This window comes from Rhodococcus sp. ARC_M12 (assembly GCF_022810385.1).
GTDB lineage: Bacteria > Actinomycetota > Actinomycetes > Mycobacteriales > Mycobacteriaceae > Rhodococcoides > Rhodococcoides navarretei.
This window is the reverse complement of sequence record NZ_JALGQI010000002.1, coordinates 315,909-333,322: the sequence shown is the minus strand read 5'-3', so window position 1 is coordinate 333,322 and position 17,414 is coordinate 315,909. Positions and strand designations below refer to the sequence as shown.

The following is a 17,414-nucleotide window of genomic DNA, read 5'->3' as shown; positions in this document are numbered from 1 at the left end:
TTTCTCGGCGGAACGGTCGGATGTCAGCGGTGACGCACGGGTGCGGCCAGAGTGGTCGGTGTCGAGCGGCCGCGCAGTGTGACCGCCTCGCCCGTCTTCCAATACGAGCGTTCGTCGGGGGATGCGTGATCGAGCACGATCGACGACGTGAGCACGTCGGTGTTCGGGTCGTCCTTCGCCAGATCGGTGAGCCGGGCGGCCTGGTTCACGGTGTCGCCGATGACGGTGTACTCGAAACGAGACTCGGCGCCGATGTTGCCTGCGATGACCGTTCCGTACGTGACTCCGATGCCTATCTCGTAGTCGCCGTCGGTGGCGAGTGCGGTCGCCAGGGTGCGCGCGGTGCGCAGTGCGGCGGTCGCCGGGTCCGGGTGATCGACCGGAGCGCCGAAGATGAGCAGCACCGCGTCGCCCTCGAACTTGTTGACGAATCCGCCGCCGCGTTCGCCGTGCTCGACGACGACCGCAAAGAATCGATTGAGCAGATCCACCACGGTCTCGGCCGATTCACGTTCGGCCAGTGCCGTCGAACCCACCAGATCGATGAACAGGACCGCCACCGTCCGGTTCTCGCCGCCGAGGCGGGGTGCGCTCGCGAGTGCGCGTTGAGCAACGTCCTGGCCGACGTGGCGACCGAACAGTGAGCGGAGCCGCTCACGTTCGTCGAGTCCGACGACCATCTTGTTGAACCCGTTCTGCAGTCTGCCGATCTCGGAGGCGTCGTAGACGTCCACACGGGTGTCGGTGGCTCCGGCCTCGACGCGCTGCATGGCCGAGCTCACCTGCTGCAGCGGATCGGATACGGAACGACCGACGAGAAACATGCCGCCGAATCCGACGACGAGGGCGATGGCCGACAGGGAGACCATTGCGGGAGACAGGTCGACGTCCGGGGGAATGACGGTATCGATCAGTCTGCCGAGTCCGATGAGGCCAAGTCCGAGGATGGGAATGGCCGTGCTCAGGACCCAGATCAGGACGACGCGAAGCCGAACACCGAGTGCGGCCGCGTCGGTGACCGCACTGACCTCCATCACTGCCGCGGTGATCGGCCGGAGAGTGCGCTCGGCCACCAGATAGCCCAGTGAGCAGGTGGCCAACCCGCCGAAGCTGACGGCTATCGCCACGATGATCGACAGCGCAGCGCCGGCCGACGCATTGACCCCGACGAACACTGCGACGCCGAGCGCCCACAGCAGTACATGGACGCCGAGTTGGCGCAGAGGCAGTCGGACGACGGCGATCGCGGTCTCGTCCGAGGGCATACCGCCGGTGTGCAGCCACCGCACCAGAGGTGCTGCGACGCGGAGTCCGAGCGCGATGCCGATGCCGATCGCAACCGGCAGATACACGAAGAACGCCAGGTAGTTGCGGTGGGAGAGGATCTCTTCCGAACCGACCGGCAGCGGCAGGATGAAGCGCGCCAGCACGAACACGATGACTGCACCGATGGCGTTGGCCGACACCATTCCCACCGCGTACAGACGCATGGGTGTGCGGTCGAGGGCGGACCGTAGAGCTTCGATCACCGGTGAATCTCCGTTCTGTGGTCGCTCGCACTCCAGGTGCCCGAAAAAAATCGAGGATATTCCGCGCGAGTGACTATCTGTGTCGGCAAGTACCTGGTAATCTCCGTAACAGTTAATCACTCCTGTTCGACGATGAAAGGAACGACGGCGATGACCAGCACACTCTCCAGGAACGACGTCCTCGAGCCCGAAGACGTTTCCGCTCGTTTGCTCGATTCCGCCGCCCAGCTGTCGTACGACCCGTCCGAGGAGGTCGACTGGGAGGCCGATCTGGATCCCTCCCTCTACGGACTCAACCCGGAGTGGAGCACCCTCTACGGCACGAAGCTGTGGGACGAGATGAGCGAGGAACAGCGCATCACGCTCACCCGCCACGAGGTCTGCTCGATCATGAGCACCGGCATCTGGTTCGAGATGATCCTGCAGCAGATGGTCCTGCGCGATCAGTACTGCAAGGACTCGTCCAACTCGGACTTCCAGTTCGCGCTCACCGAGATCGCCGACGAGTGCCGTCACTCGATCATGTTCGCTCGCGCCTGCCAGAAGATGGGCATCAAGGCCTACCTGCCGCGCCGGTCGAGCATCGAGCTCGGTCGTGGCTTCAAGGCTCTCGCCTCCGCCGAGGTCGCCTACGGTGGCATCCTCGTCGCCGAAGAGGTGCTCGACGTCATGCAGCGCGACTGGATGCGCGGCGAGAACGTGCTGCCGCTGGTGCGTACCACCAGCAAGATCCACGTCGTCGAGGAATCGCGGCACATGACGTTCGCACGCGCACAGATGCGTGAGGAGATCGCCGAGAAGAGCCCGGCGCGCCGCAAGGCCAGTGCGCTCGTCGTCGCGATCGCCGCTCGCATGATCGTGTCCAACATGGTCAACAAGGAGGTCTACGCAGCAGCGGGCCTCGATGTCGACCGTGCGGTGAAGGAAGCGAAGAACAACGCCCACCACCACACGATGATGCGCACCTCGAGCGAGCACCTGATGGCATTTCTTCTCGACTGCGGTTTGGTCACCAAGCCGGCCGAGATGATCTACCGTCGTCTGCACATGCTCTGACCACTCTTTTCGAGGCCGTGAAGGACATCTGAGAAACCCATGCCGTTCGCGATCACGCAGAACTGTTGCAACGACGCATCATGCCTGTCGGTGTGCCCGGTCAACTGCATTCATCCCACGCCCGACGAGCCGGATTTCGGTAAGACGGAGTTGCTCTACATCGATCCGCGCTCGTGCATCGACTGTGGGGCCTGTGCCGACGCGTGCCCGGTGGACGCGATCACTCGCGTCTCGCGATTGACGCCCGATCAGCAGATCTACGCCGACATCAATGCCGACTACTACAAGGACAAGCCGGCTGTGGCGGAGTGGGGCGCGCCTCGGTTCCCGGTGGCAACGGTCAACGACCTACCGCCGATCGACATCGCCATCGTCGGGACCGGGCCGGCCGCCTGCTACACCGCCCAGGCGCTGCTGCGAGTGCCCGGCACCACCGTCACGTTCTACGACCGGTTGCCCGTAGCGGGAGGCCTGGCCCGGTTCGGTGTCGCTCCCGATCACCTCGGCACCCGACGCATCAGCGAGCACTTCCGCGGGATCTTCGTGCATCCACGAGTGACGATGAAGCTTGGCGTCGAGGTCGGTAAGGACGTCGATCACGTCGAACTGGCCCGAAAGTTCGACTCGGTCGTCTACGCCGTCGGCGCCGACAAGGACCGAGCCCTCGAGATTCCCGGCATCGACCTCGATGGATCCGTCAGTGCGCGCACCCTGGTGGGTTGGTACACCGGCCATCCCGACGTTCCCGCCGATGCGATCGACCTCACCGGGGTCGAGCGGGTGACCGTCATCGGAAACGGGAACGTCGCGCTCGATGCGGCCCGCATCCTCACGGCCGACCCGAACCAGCTCGACGGGACCGAGATCGCGCCCCATGCCTTGGCCGAGCTGCGTCGAAACAGAGTGGCCGAGGTAGTCGTGCTCGCCCGCCGTGGCCCGGAGTTCGCGGCGTTCACGCGCTCCGAGTGCAAGGCTCTGGTCGATCGCTCGGACGTCGACGTCGTGGTGGCCGGACCGGACGGAATCGTCGACGCCATCGACAGACTGCCGATCTCGTCCTCGGCCTCTGCGCTGGCAGGAGCCCGGCGCGTCGATCTCGGCTCTCGCGCGCCAGGGCGTCGCATCGTTTTCGCATTCGGGCGGGCACCATCCGCCCTGCACGGCCAGGGCTCGGTGGAGTCCATCGACGTGGGGGTGGGTGAACACGCGGTCACTGTGTCGACCGAGCTGGTGCTGCTCGCCATCGGTTATCGCGGAACTCCGTCGCCGGGCATCCCGTTCGACGACATCACCGGCACCGTTCGCAACGAGGGCGGTCGAATCACCGCCGCCGACGGCACTCCCGTTCCCGGGTGTTACGTCGTCGGATGGGCCAAGCGAGGGGCCACCGGCGGCATCGGCGACAACAAGATCGACGCGGAGGAAACCGCCGAGGCGTTGCTCGCGGACGTCCCGACGCGAGGTCCGGCGCGTCCGCTCGGTTGGTACGGCAAAGTGAGCGCCGCTCTCGGTGATCGAGTCTCGCGAGCGCGCTGACCGTTGGTGACGCCCGTTCTGTTCACCTTGTGTAGCAGTCTCATTCGAGTCTGACCGATTCGTACGCACGGCGAGCTTCTCGGAGTTACCGTTGAGTATGGCTGAACGGGGGGCCAAGCCCCAGGTTTCTTTTGTGAGACGGACGATGCTGCGCGCAGTCCGGTCTCTGTTCAATCCGCTCCGACCCGACGACTACCTGTCGATGATCAATCCGCTGTGGACGACTCGCGAACTTCGGGGGAAGGTCGAGCGGGTGGTTCCCGAGGGATCGGAAGCCGTCTCGGTGTACATCCGTCCCGGTTTCGAGTGGCAGGGCCATACGCCCGGCCAGTACGTTCGACTCGGAGTACTGATCGACGGTCGGTACCACTGGCGGGCGTATTCGCTGACATCCGATCCGGATCCGGTGGACGGACTCGTCAGCGTCAGCCCCAAGCTGGTGCCGTCGGGCACTGTCTCGCCGTATCTGGTGGGCACCATCAGAACCGGCGATATCGTGCGCCTCAGCGAGGTGGAGGGTGAATTCACTCTGCCGAGTCCGGTTCCGGACAAGATGGTGTTCATCAGCGCAGGCAGCGGCATCACGCCGATCATCAGTATGCTTCGCGCCCTCGACCACCACGATCAGGTGACCGACGCCGTGGTTGTGCACTCGGTGCACAACCGTGAGCAGTTGATGTTCGCCGACACCCTCGACGAACTCGAAGCCAAGCACGACGGGCTGACGGTGAAGCTGCGGATCACCAGCGACGAAGGTCGAATGAAGGCGTCCGAATTGGACGAGTTGGTTCCGGATTGGCGTGAGCGCGAAGCATTCTGCTCCGGTCCGGGTGAACATCTCGACGATTTGCGCTCGTATTGGAAAGACCAGGGTGATTACGACAAGTTTCATCACGAAAGTTTCCAGCCCGTCATCGGCGGCGGAGACGATGCAGGCGAAGGCGGCGTCGTCAAGTTCCTGAACAGCAAGAAGGACGTCGAATGCGACGGTGGCACAACGATTCTCGCAGCAGGAGAGGATGCCGGACTGGACCTGACGTTCGGTTGTCGCATCGGCATCTGTCATACCTGTGTAGGTACCCTGAAAAAGGGGCGTTTACGTGACCTACGTAACGGGGATATCTCCGAACCTACGGGGCAAGCGGTTCGGATCTGTGTCAACACCGCTGAGGGCGACATCGAAATCGAACTCTGATCTTCCACTCGAACAGGGGAATGTATGTCTATCGACGAAACCACCAGGCGCGTCACCGACACCGATGAGCCGGTGAACCCGCTGGCGCACCTGAGTGACGAGACCATTGCCGAGCTCGCCAAGGAATTCGACGCCATCCACGACGAGGTGTATGCCAGCCTCGGTGAGAAGGACCGAAAGTACATCACTTCGGTGATCGCGGCCCAGCGTCAGCTGCTTGTCGCCGGACGCGTGCTGTTGCTCGGTTCCACCAGCAAGCCGGCCTGGCTGGCCGGCACCGCATGCCTCGGAATCGCCAAGATTCTCGAGAACATGGAGATCGGCCACAACGTCATGCACGGCCAGTGGGACTGGATGAACGATCCGGAAATCCACTCGTCGGTGTGGGACTGGGATACCGCGTCCACTGCCAACTCGTGGAAGCACTCCCACAACTACGTGCACCACACGTACACCAACATCCGCGGCAAGGACAAGGATCTCGGCTACGAGATCATGCGTATCGACCCACGTCAGAAGTGGAGTCCCGTCTACCTGGCCCAGCCGTTCTACAACGTTCTGCTGATGGCCTTCTTCGAGTGGGGCGTGGCCCTGCACGATCTCGACATCGAGGCCATCCGTCGTGGCGAGAAGCCGGTCAAGGATCTCGTCGAGGACCTCAAAGGGATCGGCGTCAAGGCACGCAAGCAGTTCGTCAAGGATTACGTAGGTTGGCCCCTGATCAGTGCCGGTGCGTTCGCGTTGGCGCAGCTGGCGTCGGGTGGCCGTGTGCCGGAGAGCAAGAGGTCTCGGCTGGCGTCCAAGCTGCGAAGCTCCACCCGCTTCGGGAAGAACCGTCGCACGGCAGCATTGCTGGACAGCCGGCTCAGTGGCGTCGAGAGCACGTTCCTGTCGACGGTCGCCGCGAACTTCACCGCCAACATTATTCGTAACGTCTGGTCGAATGCCATCATCTTCTGCGGTCACTTCCCGGATCAGGCCTACACCTTCAGCCAGGAAGAGGTCGAGAACGAGACCCGCGGCGGCTGGTACGTCCGTCAGTTGGTCGGTGCCGCGAACATCGACGGCGGACCGCTCTTCCACCTGATGAGTGGCAACCTGAGCTACCAGGTGGAACACCACCTGTACCCGGATATGCCCAGCACCCGGTACTCGGACGTCGCGCCGAAGATCAAGGACATCTGCGAGCGCTACGAATTGCCGTACAACACCGGACCGTTCTTTCAGCAGTGGGGCATGGTCCAGCGGACCATCGCGCGGCTGGCGTTCCCGGGCGGCAAGGTTCGGCCGAAGCCGGGCCCCTACCGTCCCGAGGAGAGCTGGCGTCGCAAGTTCGCCGAGGGTGCCACCAAGGACAGCGAGGCCGCGAAGACTCGCGGTCGCGTGCCGGCAGGGCATCCTGCGGCCGGACCGGAGCACAACTCCGGCGGCGTCGACGTTCAGCCGCCGCCCCGTGGCGACGACTGATCGATCTCTTTCTCGACCTGATACACCGCAACCGCGGCCATCCCGAAAAGGATGGCCGCGGTTGCGGTTTCGAAGGATGATCACGCCATGTCGACATCCTTGGTCTCGATGAGCCTCTTGGTGCAGACCAGGCTCAACACCGACAGCAGAGCCAGCATCACGCCGATCGAGATGCTGCCGAACGCGGCCGTGAGCGGAGCGGCCAGCATCGGCGGAATCGCGCCACCGAGAACGCCGGCGAGGTTGTAGCCCAAACCTGCTCCGGTATAGCGGAATCGGGTCTGGAACAGCTCCGGGAGCAGGGCCCCGGTCGGTCCGTAGGCAACTCCGAAGATGGCGAGCGTGACGCACATGCCGATGACGAACGCCGCAGACGAACCCGTGTCGAGAATCGGGAACAGCGCGATCGACCAGGGGATCGCAATGATGCACGCACCCATGATCACTCGCCGTCGACCGACACGATCGGAGTAGGTCGCCGAGACCCCGATGGCGATTCCGAAGATGACCGCGGCACCGATGCCGGTGACCAACACGAATGGACGGTCGAACCCGAGTGTCTTGGTGCCGTAGCTCGTCAGGTACGCGGTCCCCATGTAGAAGAAGGCGAACAGCGACGCCAATGCGCCTGCAGCAGTCAGGATCTCACGCTTCTGAATGCGCCAGGCGTCGAAGATCGGCAGTTTCGTCGGGGCCGCATTCGCCGGTGCCTGCTCCTCGGCGAGCTTGTTGGCGCGAAAGACCGGGGTCTCCTCGATGGCCAACCGCATGTACAGGCCGATGAGCACCAGAACGGCGCTGAGCAGGAACGGGATTCGCCAGCCGTAGTTCAGGAACGTCTCGTTGGTATCGCCGAGCAGCAGACCGGTCGCGAGGAATGTCGCGCTGGAGAAGATGAAGGCGGCCGACGGTCCGAGCTGGGGGAACATGGCGTAGAAGCCGCGTTTACCGGGCGGTGCGTACTCGGCCGTGAGCAGGGTCGCGCCTGCCCATTCTCCGCCGACCGCGAACCCTTGCCCGAACCTCAGTAGCACCAGGATGATCGGGGCCGCGACGCCGATGGTCTCCGCGCCGGGCAGCAGACCGATCGCGAACGTGGACACCCCCATCAACAGCAGCGTCGAGATCAGGGTCTTCTTGCGACCGATGCGGTCGCCGAAGTGCCCGAACAGGACTGCGCCGACGGGCCTGGCGATGAACGCGACCGCGAACGTCGCGAACGAGGCCACGGTGCCTGCCGTGGATCCGAGGGCCGGGAAGAAGATCGTCGGGAAGACCAGCGCGGCAGCGGTGCCGTAGATGAAGAAGTCGTAGAACTCGATCGTCGTGCCGATACCGCTGGCGACGGCGACCCGTCGAACACTGGTCTTGGTCTGCACCGCAGGTGACGACGGTGCGGACACACCCGGGTCGTCGGGTGAGACAGTGGTCATGGTTCCTCCGTTTTGTCGGGTATCGGGTGAATGCGCGATACCGAGTGCGACGAACGGTAGTGACCCGAGTCACCCCGCGAATACCCCCGAATGGGGGGATCGGTCGAGGGCGGAGAAGTCGCCGACGGTACGCGGCCCGAGTTCATGCTTCGTGTGTCGCCGTCGGTGGTGGCGGAGGCCACACTCGGCGGGTATTCGGCCTCAGGCGCACCTCAGGGTTCGCCGGTACCGTCTGATTCCGGGGCGAGGCGCGGGTGGCAGCGGTCAGGGAGGAAGGGGTGATCGGCGTGTCCACAGACCACAATCGGGATGTGTTCGACAGTGCTCGGGTGGCCGCGGCCTATGTGGAGTACGCCGGCCCCACCGATGGATTTCTCGACCGTGGGGAGGCCGCAGCGCTGGTCGCTGCCGCCTCGGTTGCGCGCGGAACGCCGGTGCTGGACGTCGGCGTCGGCAGTGGGCGAACGACGGCCCTGCTCCGACTCGTGAGCGATCACTATGTTGCGATCGACTACGCGCCCAACATGATCGATGCGTTCCGCCGAAATTTCCCTGACCTGCAGGCGCATGTGGCCGACGCGCGCAATCTGACGGCGTTCACCGACGGCGAGTTCGGCCTGATCGTGTTCAGCAACAACGGAATAGACACCGTCACCCACGAGGAGCGCGGCCAGGTACTCGCAGAATTCGGCCGACTGCTGGCGAATTCCGGAGTGTTGGTGTTCTCCACCCTCAACCGCAACGGACCGTCGTTCGGGGAGAAGCCGTTTCAGCTGAGCAGGCCGACGCAGCGGTTCAGCTTCTCGCCGAAACGGGCGGTGACGGCCATCGGGCGGAGGCTGCTCGATCCTGCCGGTGTCGTTCGCAGCGTGCGCAATTGGTGGTCGGCCAAATCCCGCGTCGACGATCGGGGATCATGGGCCATCGCTCCACTCGCTGCACACGATTTCGCGCTGTTCATGCACTTCACCACGGTGTCGGACGTGCGATCGCTGGTGACGGGTGCCGGGTTCACGATCGTGGAGATCTTCGCCGACGACGGTTCGATCGTGGCACCCGACGCCGTGGCGAGCTCGGCCGACAACTTCACGATCGTCGCGCGCAAGTAAGCGGTCAGTTCAGCCGCTCGAGCGCCTCGGTCATCTTCTCCACCGTCTCCGGAGCGACTTTCGCCTCGAATCCGGCTTTCAGGAACGGGCCGGCTACCTTGGCTGCACCGTTGAATTCGACCTTCGCGTGGTAGTCGATTCGGGTCGAGTGCGGTCCTTCGGAAGTCAGCGTGATGTCGTCGACGCTGGTGGCCGTCTTGTTCTCTCCCTCGAACACGATGTGTGTCGGTTCGTCGGTGACCAACGTGTAGGTCAGTTCGGTGGTGATCCCGAACAGTTTCGAAACGTTGTGCCACTGCGTACCGACGGCGACCGGGCCGTCGGAAACCTGTGTGCAGCTCTGTGTCCCGGGATCCCATGCCGTCGCGTTGGAGAAATCTCGAAGAAAGGCTGCGGCCTTCTCGATCGCGACTGCGGCGGTGAATGTTCTGGTGACGTCGACCATGACGCTCTCTCTTTCTGTGCGGATCAGTCTTCGAGTGGGACGCCGAGGTGCTCGGCGAGCCTGCGCATGGTGCCGACTATCTGGTCCTCGGTCACCCGTGGAAATCCGGCCATCTTCCGAAACTCCGGATCGGTGACACGAGACCAGTCGTAGACCTGAGTCAGCGCGGTGCGACCCTCGGAGACCGCGTCGAGCTCCCAGGACCACCGCGTGCCGCGAGGCTCCATGCCCTGACGGCGGGGAATCCAACCGATACGCCGGTCCTGCTCGAAGACGAAGACGGTGTTCTCCATGACGTACTCGCCGAGCTGCGGCTGATACATGTCCATCGCAAAGGTATCGCCGACCGCACGCAGCGGCGTCGGGTCGATTGCCCCGCGCAGCATCTCCGAGCCGTCGACCGCGGCCTGGACCTCGGGGTTGGCCAGGGCGGTGAACACCGAGGCGGGGGGAGCGTCGATCACGCGGCGGACGGTCAGCTGGTCGGTCACGGGGCTCGCTTTCGGTTGTTTACGCTGGCTACGGACTTACCCCCGTCTGCGTGGAAAGAAACTCCGATCGCGGTTTTGCATTGCAGTGGACACAGCGACGAAACACCACCGCCACGAGGCATTCGTACAGTCGCCGGGTCGGACTCCGCACAATCCAGGTGCGGAGCAGCACCTTGTCAAGGGGTAGCCATGAGTGGAAATACCGTACGCCTGCAGGCGATCAAAGACGTCGAGGCGTATGTACCGCCTGCGGTCAGCTTCGTCGGAGACGAGAAGCCGGGCGAGATCTTCGGTGAGAACGTCTTCAGCAAGGTCGTCATGCAGAAGCGTCTGCCCAAATCGGTCTTCAAGTCGGTGATGGCGACGATCGACAAAGGCAAGAAGCTCGACCCGATGGTTGCCGACGCGGTGGCGTCGGCGATGAAGGACTGGGCTCTCGAAAAGGGTGCGACGCACTACGCGCACGTCTTCTACCCCCTCACCGGATTGACGGCCGAGAAGCACGACAGCTTCTTCGACCCGGTCGGTGACGGCAGCGCACTCGCAGAATTCGCGGGCAAGACGCTGATCCAGGGCGAGCCCGACGCCTCCAGCTTCCCCAACGGCGGCCTGCGCAACACGTTCGAGGCCCGCGGATACACCGGCTGGGACGTCACCAGCCCGGCGTACGTGCTCGAGAACCCGAACGGCAACACCCTCTGCATTCCGACGGTGTTCGTCTCGATGGCCGGTGAAGCCCTCGACCACAAGACGCCGCTGCTGCGCAGCCAGCAGGCGATGGGCGGACACGCAGAGCGCATCCTGAAGCTGTTCGGGCACGAGAACATCGAGAACATCGTCTCGTTCTGTGGCCCGGAGCAGGAGTACTTTCTCGTCGACCGGCACTTCTTCCTGGCCCGTCCCGACCTGCTCAATGCCGGTCGCACCCTGTTCGGCTCGAAGCCGCCCAAGGGTCAGGAATTCGACGACCACTACTTCGGTGCCATCCCCGAGCGCGTCCTCGGCTTCATGATGGACACCGAGCGGGAGCTGTTCAAGCTCGGTATCCCGGCCAAGACCAGGCACAACGAGGTCGCACCCGGACAGTTCGAGATCGCCCCGATGTTCGAGCGCGGCAACATCGCGGCCGATCACCAGCAACTGCTGATGACGACGTTCAAGACGATCGCCAAGAAGCACGGCATGGAGTGCCTGTTCCACGAGAAGCCATTCGAGGGCGTCAACGGCTCGGGCAAGCACGTCAACTTCTCGCTCGGCAACTCCGACCTGGGATCGCTCCTGGTGCCCGGCGACAATCCGCACGACAACGCGCAGTTCCTCGTCTTCTGTGCCGCCGTCATCCGCGCGGTACACAAGTACGGCGGCCTGCTGCGCGCATCGGTGGCGTCGGCGACCAACGATCACCGCCTCGGTGCCAACGAGGCTCCGCCCGCGATCATCTCGATCTTCCTCGGCGATCAGCTCGCCGACGTGTTCGATCAGATCGCCAAGGGCGCGGCCACGTCGTCGAAGGGCAAGGGCACCATGATGATCGGTGCCGACACCCTGCCCGTGCTGCCCACCGATCCCGGCGATCGCAACCGAACCAGCCCGTTCGCGTTCACCGGCAACAGGTTCGAGTTCCGCGCCCCCGGTTCGATGCAGACCGTCAACGGCCCGATGGTCACGATCAACACGATCATGGCCGAGGCATTGGATTACATGGCGACCAACCTCGAAGCGGCCGTCGCCGAGGGCACCGACTTCGACACCGCCGTGCAGAACCTCCTGACGGAGATCATCACCGAGCACGGCGCGGTGGTGTTCAACGGCGACGGCTACTCCGACAACTGGCAGATCGAGGCCGAGGCGCGCGGGCTACCGAACCTGCGCACGACGCTCGACGCGTTGCCCGAGCTGATCTCGGACTCGGCCATGGAACTGTTCGAGAAGTACAAGGTCTTCAACCACCGAGAGATGCACTCGCGCTACGAGATCGGGCTCGAGCAGTACGCGTTGACGGTGTTCGTCGAGGCGCGGTTGACGCTGGAGATGGGCCAGACGTCCATCCTGCCCGCGGCGGTGCGCTACCAGACCGAGCTGGCGCAGAACGTCAGCGCGCTCAAGGGCGCGGGCGTCGACGACGTGGACATGACTGCGCTGCAGGCGGTCTCGGCTCCACTGTCGGAGCTGCGGGCAGCGTTGGCGACATTGAAGGGCGCGCTGGAAGCCGACCCGGGTGGCGACGCTCTGGCCGAGGCCACGCACGCCAAGGACGAACTGCTGCCCGCCATGGCTGCCGTCCGCTCTGCGTCGGACACGCTCGAGGCGATGGTGGCCGACGATCTGTGGCCGCTGCCGACGTATCAGGAGATGCTGTACATCCTGTAATTGCGTGAGCAATGTCTCGGATCGGAATAGCTTCATGGATCTCGATCGTTCGAGTGGTCAGTGGCAAAGATTGTGCACGCACTCGTAAGGAGAGAGATCCATGAAGTTGTTCACCCCGTTGGCGATCGGTGACCTGAAGCTCGACAATCGGCTGGTGATGGCCCCGTTGACTCGGGTGCGGTCCGGCAAGGACGGCGTGCCGGGCCCGATGGTGGTCGAGCACTACAAGCAGCGGGCATCTTTGGGGCTCATCGTCAGTGAAGGCACCTACCCGAGCCATGCAGGCCAGGGCTTCCCCGGTCAGCCCGGTCTGGTCACGGACGAGCAGATCGAGGGTTGGCGCAACGTCGCCGACGCAGTGCACGCCGATGGCGGCTTGATCGTCGCTCAGGTCATGCACGCCGGTCGCGTGACTCACGAGGCGACGACAGGTGGCCGTGAGGTCGTCGGACCCAGTGCCATCGCCATCGAGGGGGAGACCCACACCTATGAGGGCAAGAAGCCGTACCCCACCCCGCGGGCGTTGCGTGAGAACGAGCTGCCTTCGGTGATCGAGGACTTCGTGCAGGCGTCGAAGAATGCGATCGCTGCCGGCATGGACGGTGTCGAGATTCACGGTGCCAACGGATACCTGTTGCACGAATTTCTCTCACCGGCATCGAACCAGCGAGACGACAAGTACGGCGGCTCGCCCGAGAACCGTGCGCGCTTCGTCGCCGAGGTCGTCGAGGCAGTGGTCGCAGCTCTGGGCGCGGGCAAGGTGGGCATTCGAATCTCACCCTCGCACAACATTCAGGATGCGCTCGAGACGGACGCCGCGGACGTGCGGGCCACCTACCGTGCGTTGGTCGACCGGATCGCACCGCTGGGTCTGGCGTATCTCAGTGTGCTGCACAAGGATCCGGCGGGCGAGCTGGTTCAGGATCTGCGGCAGGCCTTCGGTGGTGCCGTACTGGTCAACAGTGGTTTCGGTGAGATCACCAACCGCGACGAGGCTCTGTCGCTGCTCGACAACGGCGTCGGTGACGCCGTCGTCGTCGGCCGTCCAGCGATCGCCAACCCCGATCTCGCATACCGCTGGCGCGAGGATCTGCCGTTGAACGAGCCGGATCCGAGCACCTTCTACACCGACGGTGCCAAGGGCTACACGGATTACCCAGCGTTCAGTGCCTAGCGGCAGTGGTGTGTTCAAGTGCCCCAGGGGGCACTTGAACACACCACTGCGCGGAGCGCACTCAGAAGTCCGCGGTCTTGCGGGCTCGGACCTTGCTGACGATCGAGAACACCACGGCGATGATCATCAGTGCGTACAGCACGATGGTGATCGCGCTGCCGACGAGGATCGACGGGTCGCCCTCGCTGACGGCCAGTGCGCGTCGGAGCGACTCCTCGGCCAGCGGGCCGAGGATCACCGCGATCAACACCGGTGCCAACGGAATGTCGTAGCGGCGCATCATGAATCCGACGATGCCGAGCCCGAGCATGAAGATCAGGTCCACGATCGACGCACTCGACGCATAGACGCCGAGGGCGGCGAACACCGAGATGCCGGCGTAGAGGTAGTTCTTCGGGATCTTCAGCAGCTGCGCCCACAACGGTGCGAACGGCAGGTTGAGGATCAGCAGCACGATCATCGCCACGAACAGGCTGGCCAGCAGGGCCCAGACGATGTCGCCGCTGCGCTCGAACAACAGGGGCCCGGGCTGCATGCCGTACTGCTGGAAGGCAGCCAACATGATGGCCGCCGTCGCCGACGTCGGCAGACCCAGAGCCAGTAGCGCTCCCATTGCCGTTCCTGCCGTGGAGTTTCCGGCGGCCTCCGGTCCGGCGACACCGCGGATGGCACCCTTACCGAACATCGGCTTCTCGCGCTTGCGATCGAGCCTGCGCTCGGTGCCGTACGCCAGGAAGCTCGGTACTTCGGCACCGCCCGCGGGGATCACACCGAACGGCACACCGAATGCCGTGCCGCGCAACCAGGCCGGCATCGCGTCGCGGAACTCGGCCTTGCTCAGCCACGGACGTCCCTGCGACTTGATCAGGCTGCGATCCTCGGGCCGACCGATCTTGGATGCGATGTGGATGACCTCACCGAGCGCGAGCATCGCGACGGTGATGACGACGATGTGAATGCCGTCGAACAGGGCAGGTACCTCGAACGTGAATCGTGAAGCGCCCGAGGGACCGTCGATGCCGATCACGGCCAGGGTGAGGCCGATCAGCAGTGCGGTCAGGCCCTTGAGCGCCGAGTCCGAGACCACGGCCGAGGTGGCGATGAACGCGAACACAGCGAGGGCGAGGTATTCGGCGGGACCGAAGTTGGTCGCCAACGACGCGAGCGTGGGAGCGAAGAACACCACCAGGGTCGTGGCGACGATGCCACCGATGAACGCGCCGATGGCCGAGGTGGCCAAAGCCTGTGGGGCTCGGCCGTTCTTGGCCATCCGGTGCCCCTCGAAGGTCCCGGCGATCGCGGTGCTGTTGCCGGGGGTGTTCATCAGGATGCCGGAGATCGAATCGCCGAACAGGCCGCCGAAATACACACCGGCGAACATGATCAGCGCGGCGGTGGGGTCGAGAGTGAACGTGACGGGCAGCAGCAGTGCCACCGCCATCGCCGAGCCGAGACCGGGTAGGACGCCGACGGCAGTACCGAGCAGTGCGCCGACGAACACCCAGACCAGGTTCATCGGAGTCAGCGCGGTGCCGAACCCGTCGAGAAGATTGCTCAATGAATCCATCGAAAATTCAGCTCCGTCAGAAGATCTGGGCGAGAACGCCGCCGGGCAGGGTCAGGCCGAGGCCCGCGGAGAATGCGATCTGAATGGCGCTGGAGACCAGCAGCGCGACGGCCGCGTCGAACACGTAACGGCGACCGCCCAATCCGATCGAGACGCCCCAGAAGAGGATCGCACCTGCCAGAACCCAGCCGAGCGGGTCGAGGAGGGCGATGAACACCGCCACCGATCCGACGGTGATCGACAGGGTGCGCCAGTTGCTGACGGTACCGGTGTGTGGCTTGCCGTCCTCGTCGACACCGCGGTCCACCACCTCGGGCTTGACCAACAGTTGGATGGCGACCAGCAGGGCGACCACGAAGCAGCCGCCCGCGACGATGGCCGGAAAGACCTGCGGGCCAGGGGAGGTGGCGGTCGATGGAACCTCCATCGTGACGGTTCCGTAGACCAGAAATGCTCCCAGTGCGACGAGCAGCGCGGGAACGATCAGTCCACTGCGGCCCGTCCAGAACGATCGGGACACGTCCGTGTCGGTAGTCGTCGTTGTCATACCAGCCCCAACTCTTCGAGAATTCCGGTGATGCGTGTCTGCTCGACCTCGAGGAATTCGCCGAATTCGTCTCCGGTCAGGACGGATTCCTTCCAGCGGTTGCGTTCGACGGCCGTCGCCCATTGCTCGGTCTCGACCATCTCGGTGACGATGTCGACGAGAGTCTGCCGGTCCTCGTCCGAGATTCCCGGCGGCGCAACGATTCCGCGCCAGTTCACCAGGTCGACGTTGTAACCCTGCTCGATGAAGGTGTCCACGTCGAATCCCTCGAGCGGCTCGGGCGAGGCGACGGCGAGCGCGCGCACGTTGCCGGCTTCGATCTGATCGCGGAAGTCGTTGAAGCCACTGACGGCAACGCCTACGGTGTTCGACAGTAATGATGTGAGTACCTCACCGCCACCGGAGTAGGCGATGTAATTGATTGCGGCGGGGTCGATGTCGGCTTCCTGCGCCAACTGACCCGCGACGATGTGGTCGATTCCGCCGAGCGAACCGCCGCCGATCGGAAGTCCTCCTGGGTTGGCGCGCCACGCCTCGATCATGTCCTCGAGATTCTGGATCGGTGAATCCTTCGGGACGACGAACACCTCGAAGTCCTCGGCGAGTTTTGCGATCGGGACGGTGTCGGCCAAAGTCGTCTCGGAGTTGTTGATCGCGATACCGCCGAGCATGACGGTGCCGGTGATCATGACAGTGGTGGGCTGCCCACTGAGGTTGTCGAGCTGGCTCAGACCGATGGTGCCGCCTGCGCCGGGGACGTTGACGACCTGGGCGTTGTTGACGATTCCGTCGCTGCGCAGTGCCTGCTGCGATTCACGGGCGACAAGATCCCAGCCGCCGCCCGCAGCGGCCGGTGCGATCAACGTGAGCTTGGCGCGTGCGTCGGAGCCGCTGGCGCTGTTGGCGGCATCGATTCCCGCAACGGTCACCGCTCCCACCACCGCCAGGGCTCCGGCTGTTCGTAGCAGTGTGGGCGATATCGCCATCAGAAACCTTTCGTGTGGTGTGTCACAGCGTCAGGTTAGATACAGTCTGTCGGATTAGTCCAGTTCACAACATCGAGGACGATCTTCGATGGATTCGAGCAACGGGAGACACCGTGTCGGTAGCGAGCGCAGTGGCAGTAGCGATGAGCAACACACCCGAGGGGCAGGAAGCGTTGCGACGTGGTGCCGCCGAGGCCGAGCTGCGTCAGGCCGAGCTGATCGTATTGTCCGTGGTGGACCGCGATTCCGTGTCGGCGGAGGACCAGAGCGCGGCTCAGGCGGAAGTGGAGCGAGCCCTCCCCGGAAAGGCGACGACCGTGCGCGTCGAACCGGACGGCGGCGACCCGGCGGGCGCTCTGGTCGATCTCGTCGCAGACGTCGGCGCGGGCATGGTCGTCATCGGTTCCAAGCGTCGTTCCGCGGTGGGCAAGTTCTTGATGGGCAGCACCGTGCAGCGGGTGCTCTTGGACTGCCCGGTGCCCGTCCTGGTGGTGAAGGCGCCGTGACCG

Annotated in this window: 15 protein-coding genes; 8 read left to right on the top strand and 7 right to left on the bottom strand. The window is 64.2% G+C overall.

Features of this window, described 5'->3' with window-relative positions:
• Nucleotides 1–23: 23 nt before the first annotated feature.
• On the bottom strand, nucleotides 24–1,529 hold the full coding sequence (locus tag MTX35_RS25955) for an adenylate/guanylate cyclase domain-containing protein (protein WP_243593930.1): 1,506 nt from the start codon (nucleotides 1,527–1,529) through the stop codon (nucleotides 24–26).
• Between the two features lie 150 nt (nucleotides 1,530–1,679).
• Between MTX35_RS25955 and MTX35_RS05135 the strand changes: the two genes are divergently transcribed.
• From MTX35_RS05135 to MTX35_RS05120, 4 genes are all read left to right on the top strand, one after another.
• Nucleotides 1,680–2,585, top strand: coding sequence for a diiron oxygenase (locus MTX35_RS05135; RefSeq protein WP_243593929.1), 906 nt, complete (start codon nucleotides 1,680–1,682; stop codon nucleotides 2,583–2,585).
• 39 nt (nucleotides 2,586–2,624) lie between these two features.
• A complete protein-coding gene (locus MTX35_RS05130; RefSeq protein ID WP_243593928.1) occupies nucleotides 2,625–4,121 on the top strand; it encodes an FAD-dependent oxidoreductase in 1,497 nt (498 codons plus the stop codon).
• A 97-nt stretch (nucleotides 4,122–4,218) separates the two neighbouring features.
• Nucleotides 4,219–5,316 carry a ferredoxin reductase gene (locus tag MTX35_RS05125; RefSeq protein WP_243593927.1) on the top strand — a complete coding sequence of 366 codons (1,098 nt, stop codon included), beginning with the start codon at nucleotides 4,219–4,221 and terminating at the stop codon, nucleotides 5,314–5,316.
• Between the two features lie 24 nt (nucleotides 5,317–5,340).
• Nucleotides 5,341–6,783 carry an acyl-CoA desaturase gene (locus tag MTX35_RS05120; protein WP_243593926.1) on the top strand — a complete coding sequence of 481 codons (1,443 nt, stop codon included), beginning with the start codon at nucleotides 5,341–5,343 and terminating at the stop codon, nucleotides 6,781–6,783.
• A gap of 80 nt (nucleotides 6,784–6,863) precedes the next feature.
• Here the strand turns inward: MTX35_RS05120 and MTX35_RS05115 are convergent, their stop codons facing one another.
• Nucleotides 6,864–8,216, bottom strand: coding sequence for an MFS transporter (locus MTX35_RS05115; RefSeq protein WP_243593925.1), 1,353 nt, complete (start codon nucleotides 8,214–8,216; stop codon nucleotides 6,864–6,866).
• A 287-nt stretch (nucleotides 8,217–8,503) separates the two neighbouring features.
• Here MTX35_RS05115 and MTX35_RS05110 point away from each other — a divergent pair, with 287 nt between their 5' ends.
• Entirely contained in the window at nucleotides 8,504–9,325 is an 822-nt protein-coding gene (locus MTX35_RS05110; RefSeq protein WP_243593924.1) for a trans-aconitate 2-methyltransferase, read from the top strand.
• A gap of 4 nt (nucleotides 9,326–9,329) precedes the next feature.
• On the opposite strand, the gene MTX35_RS05105 is transcribed toward MTX35_RS05110, so the two are convergent.
• Both MTX35_RS05105 and MTX35_RS05100 read right to left on the bottom strand, forming a co-directional pair.
• On the bottom strand, nucleotides 9,330–9,770 hold the full coding sequence (locus tag MTX35_RS05105; RefSeq protein WP_243593923.1) for an SRPBCC family protein: 441 nt from the start codon (nucleotides 9,768–9,770) through the stop codon (nucleotides 9,330–9,332).
• A 23-nt stretch (nucleotides 9,771–9,793) separates the two neighbouring features.
• Complete coding sequence (locus tag MTX35_RS05100; RefSeq protein WP_243593922.1) at nucleotides 9,794–10,261, bottom strand: polyketide cyclase; 468 nt, start codon at nucleotides 10,259–10,261, stop codon at nucleotides 9,794–9,796.
• 189 nt (nucleotides 10,262–10,450) lie between these two features.
• On the opposite strand from MTX35_RS05100, the gene MTX35_RS05095 reads away from it, so the two are divergent.
• Together MTX35_RS05095 and MTX35_RS05090 are read left to right on the top strand one after the other, a co-directional pair.
• The gene (locus tag MTX35_RS05095; protein WP_243593921.1) at nucleotides 10,451–12,631 is read left to right on the top strand and encodes a glutamine synthetase III; all 2,181 of its coding nucleotides are present in this window, start codon (nucleotides 10,451–10,453) and stop codon (nucleotides 12,629–12,631) included.
• A 100-nt stretch (nucleotides 12,632–12,731) separates the two neighbouring features.
• Complete coding sequence (locus MTX35_RS05090; protein WP_243593920.1) at nucleotides 12,732–13,805, top strand: alkene reductase; 1,074 nt, start codon at nucleotides 12,732–12,734, stop codon at nucleotides 13,803–13,805.
• Between the two features lie 61 nt (nucleotides 13,806–13,866).
• Here the strand turns inward: MTX35_RS05090 and MTX35_RS05085 are convergent, their stop codons facing one another.
• Genes MTX35_RS05085 through MTX35_RS05075 form a run of 3 tightly spaced genes read right to left on the bottom strand, consistent with a single transcriptional unit; the run spans nucleotide 13,867 to nucleotide 16,905 of the window.
• Entirely contained in the window at nucleotides 13,867–15,372 is a 1,506-nt protein-coding gene (locus MTX35_RS05085) for a tripartite tricarboxylate transporter permease (RefSeq protein WP_243593919.1), read from the bottom strand.
• A gap of 16 nt (nucleotides 15,373–15,388) precedes the next feature.
• Entirely contained in the window at nucleotides 15,389–15,919 is a 531-nt protein-coding gene (locus MTX35_RS05080) for a tripartite tricarboxylate transporter TctB family protein (RefSeq protein ID WP_243593918.1), read from the bottom strand.
• On the bottom strand, nucleotides 15,916–16,905 hold the full coding sequence (locus tag MTX35_RS05075; protein ID WP_243593917.1) for a tripartite tricarboxylate transporter substrate binding protein: 990 nt from the start codon (nucleotides 16,903–16,905) through the stop codon (nucleotides 15,916–15,918). Before MTX35_RS05075 ends, MTX35_RS05080 begins: the two co-directional genes overlap by 4 nt.
• A gap of 113 nt (nucleotides 16,906–17,018) precedes the next feature.
• Between MTX35_RS05075 and MTX35_RS05070 the strand changes: the two genes are divergently transcribed.
• Complete coding sequence (locus tag MTX35_RS05070) at nucleotides 17,019–17,411, top strand: universal stress protein (RefSeq protein WP_243593916.1); 393 nt, start codon at nucleotides 17,019–17,021, stop codon at nucleotides 17,409–17,411.
• Nucleotides 17,412–17,414: the final 3 nt, after the last annotated feature.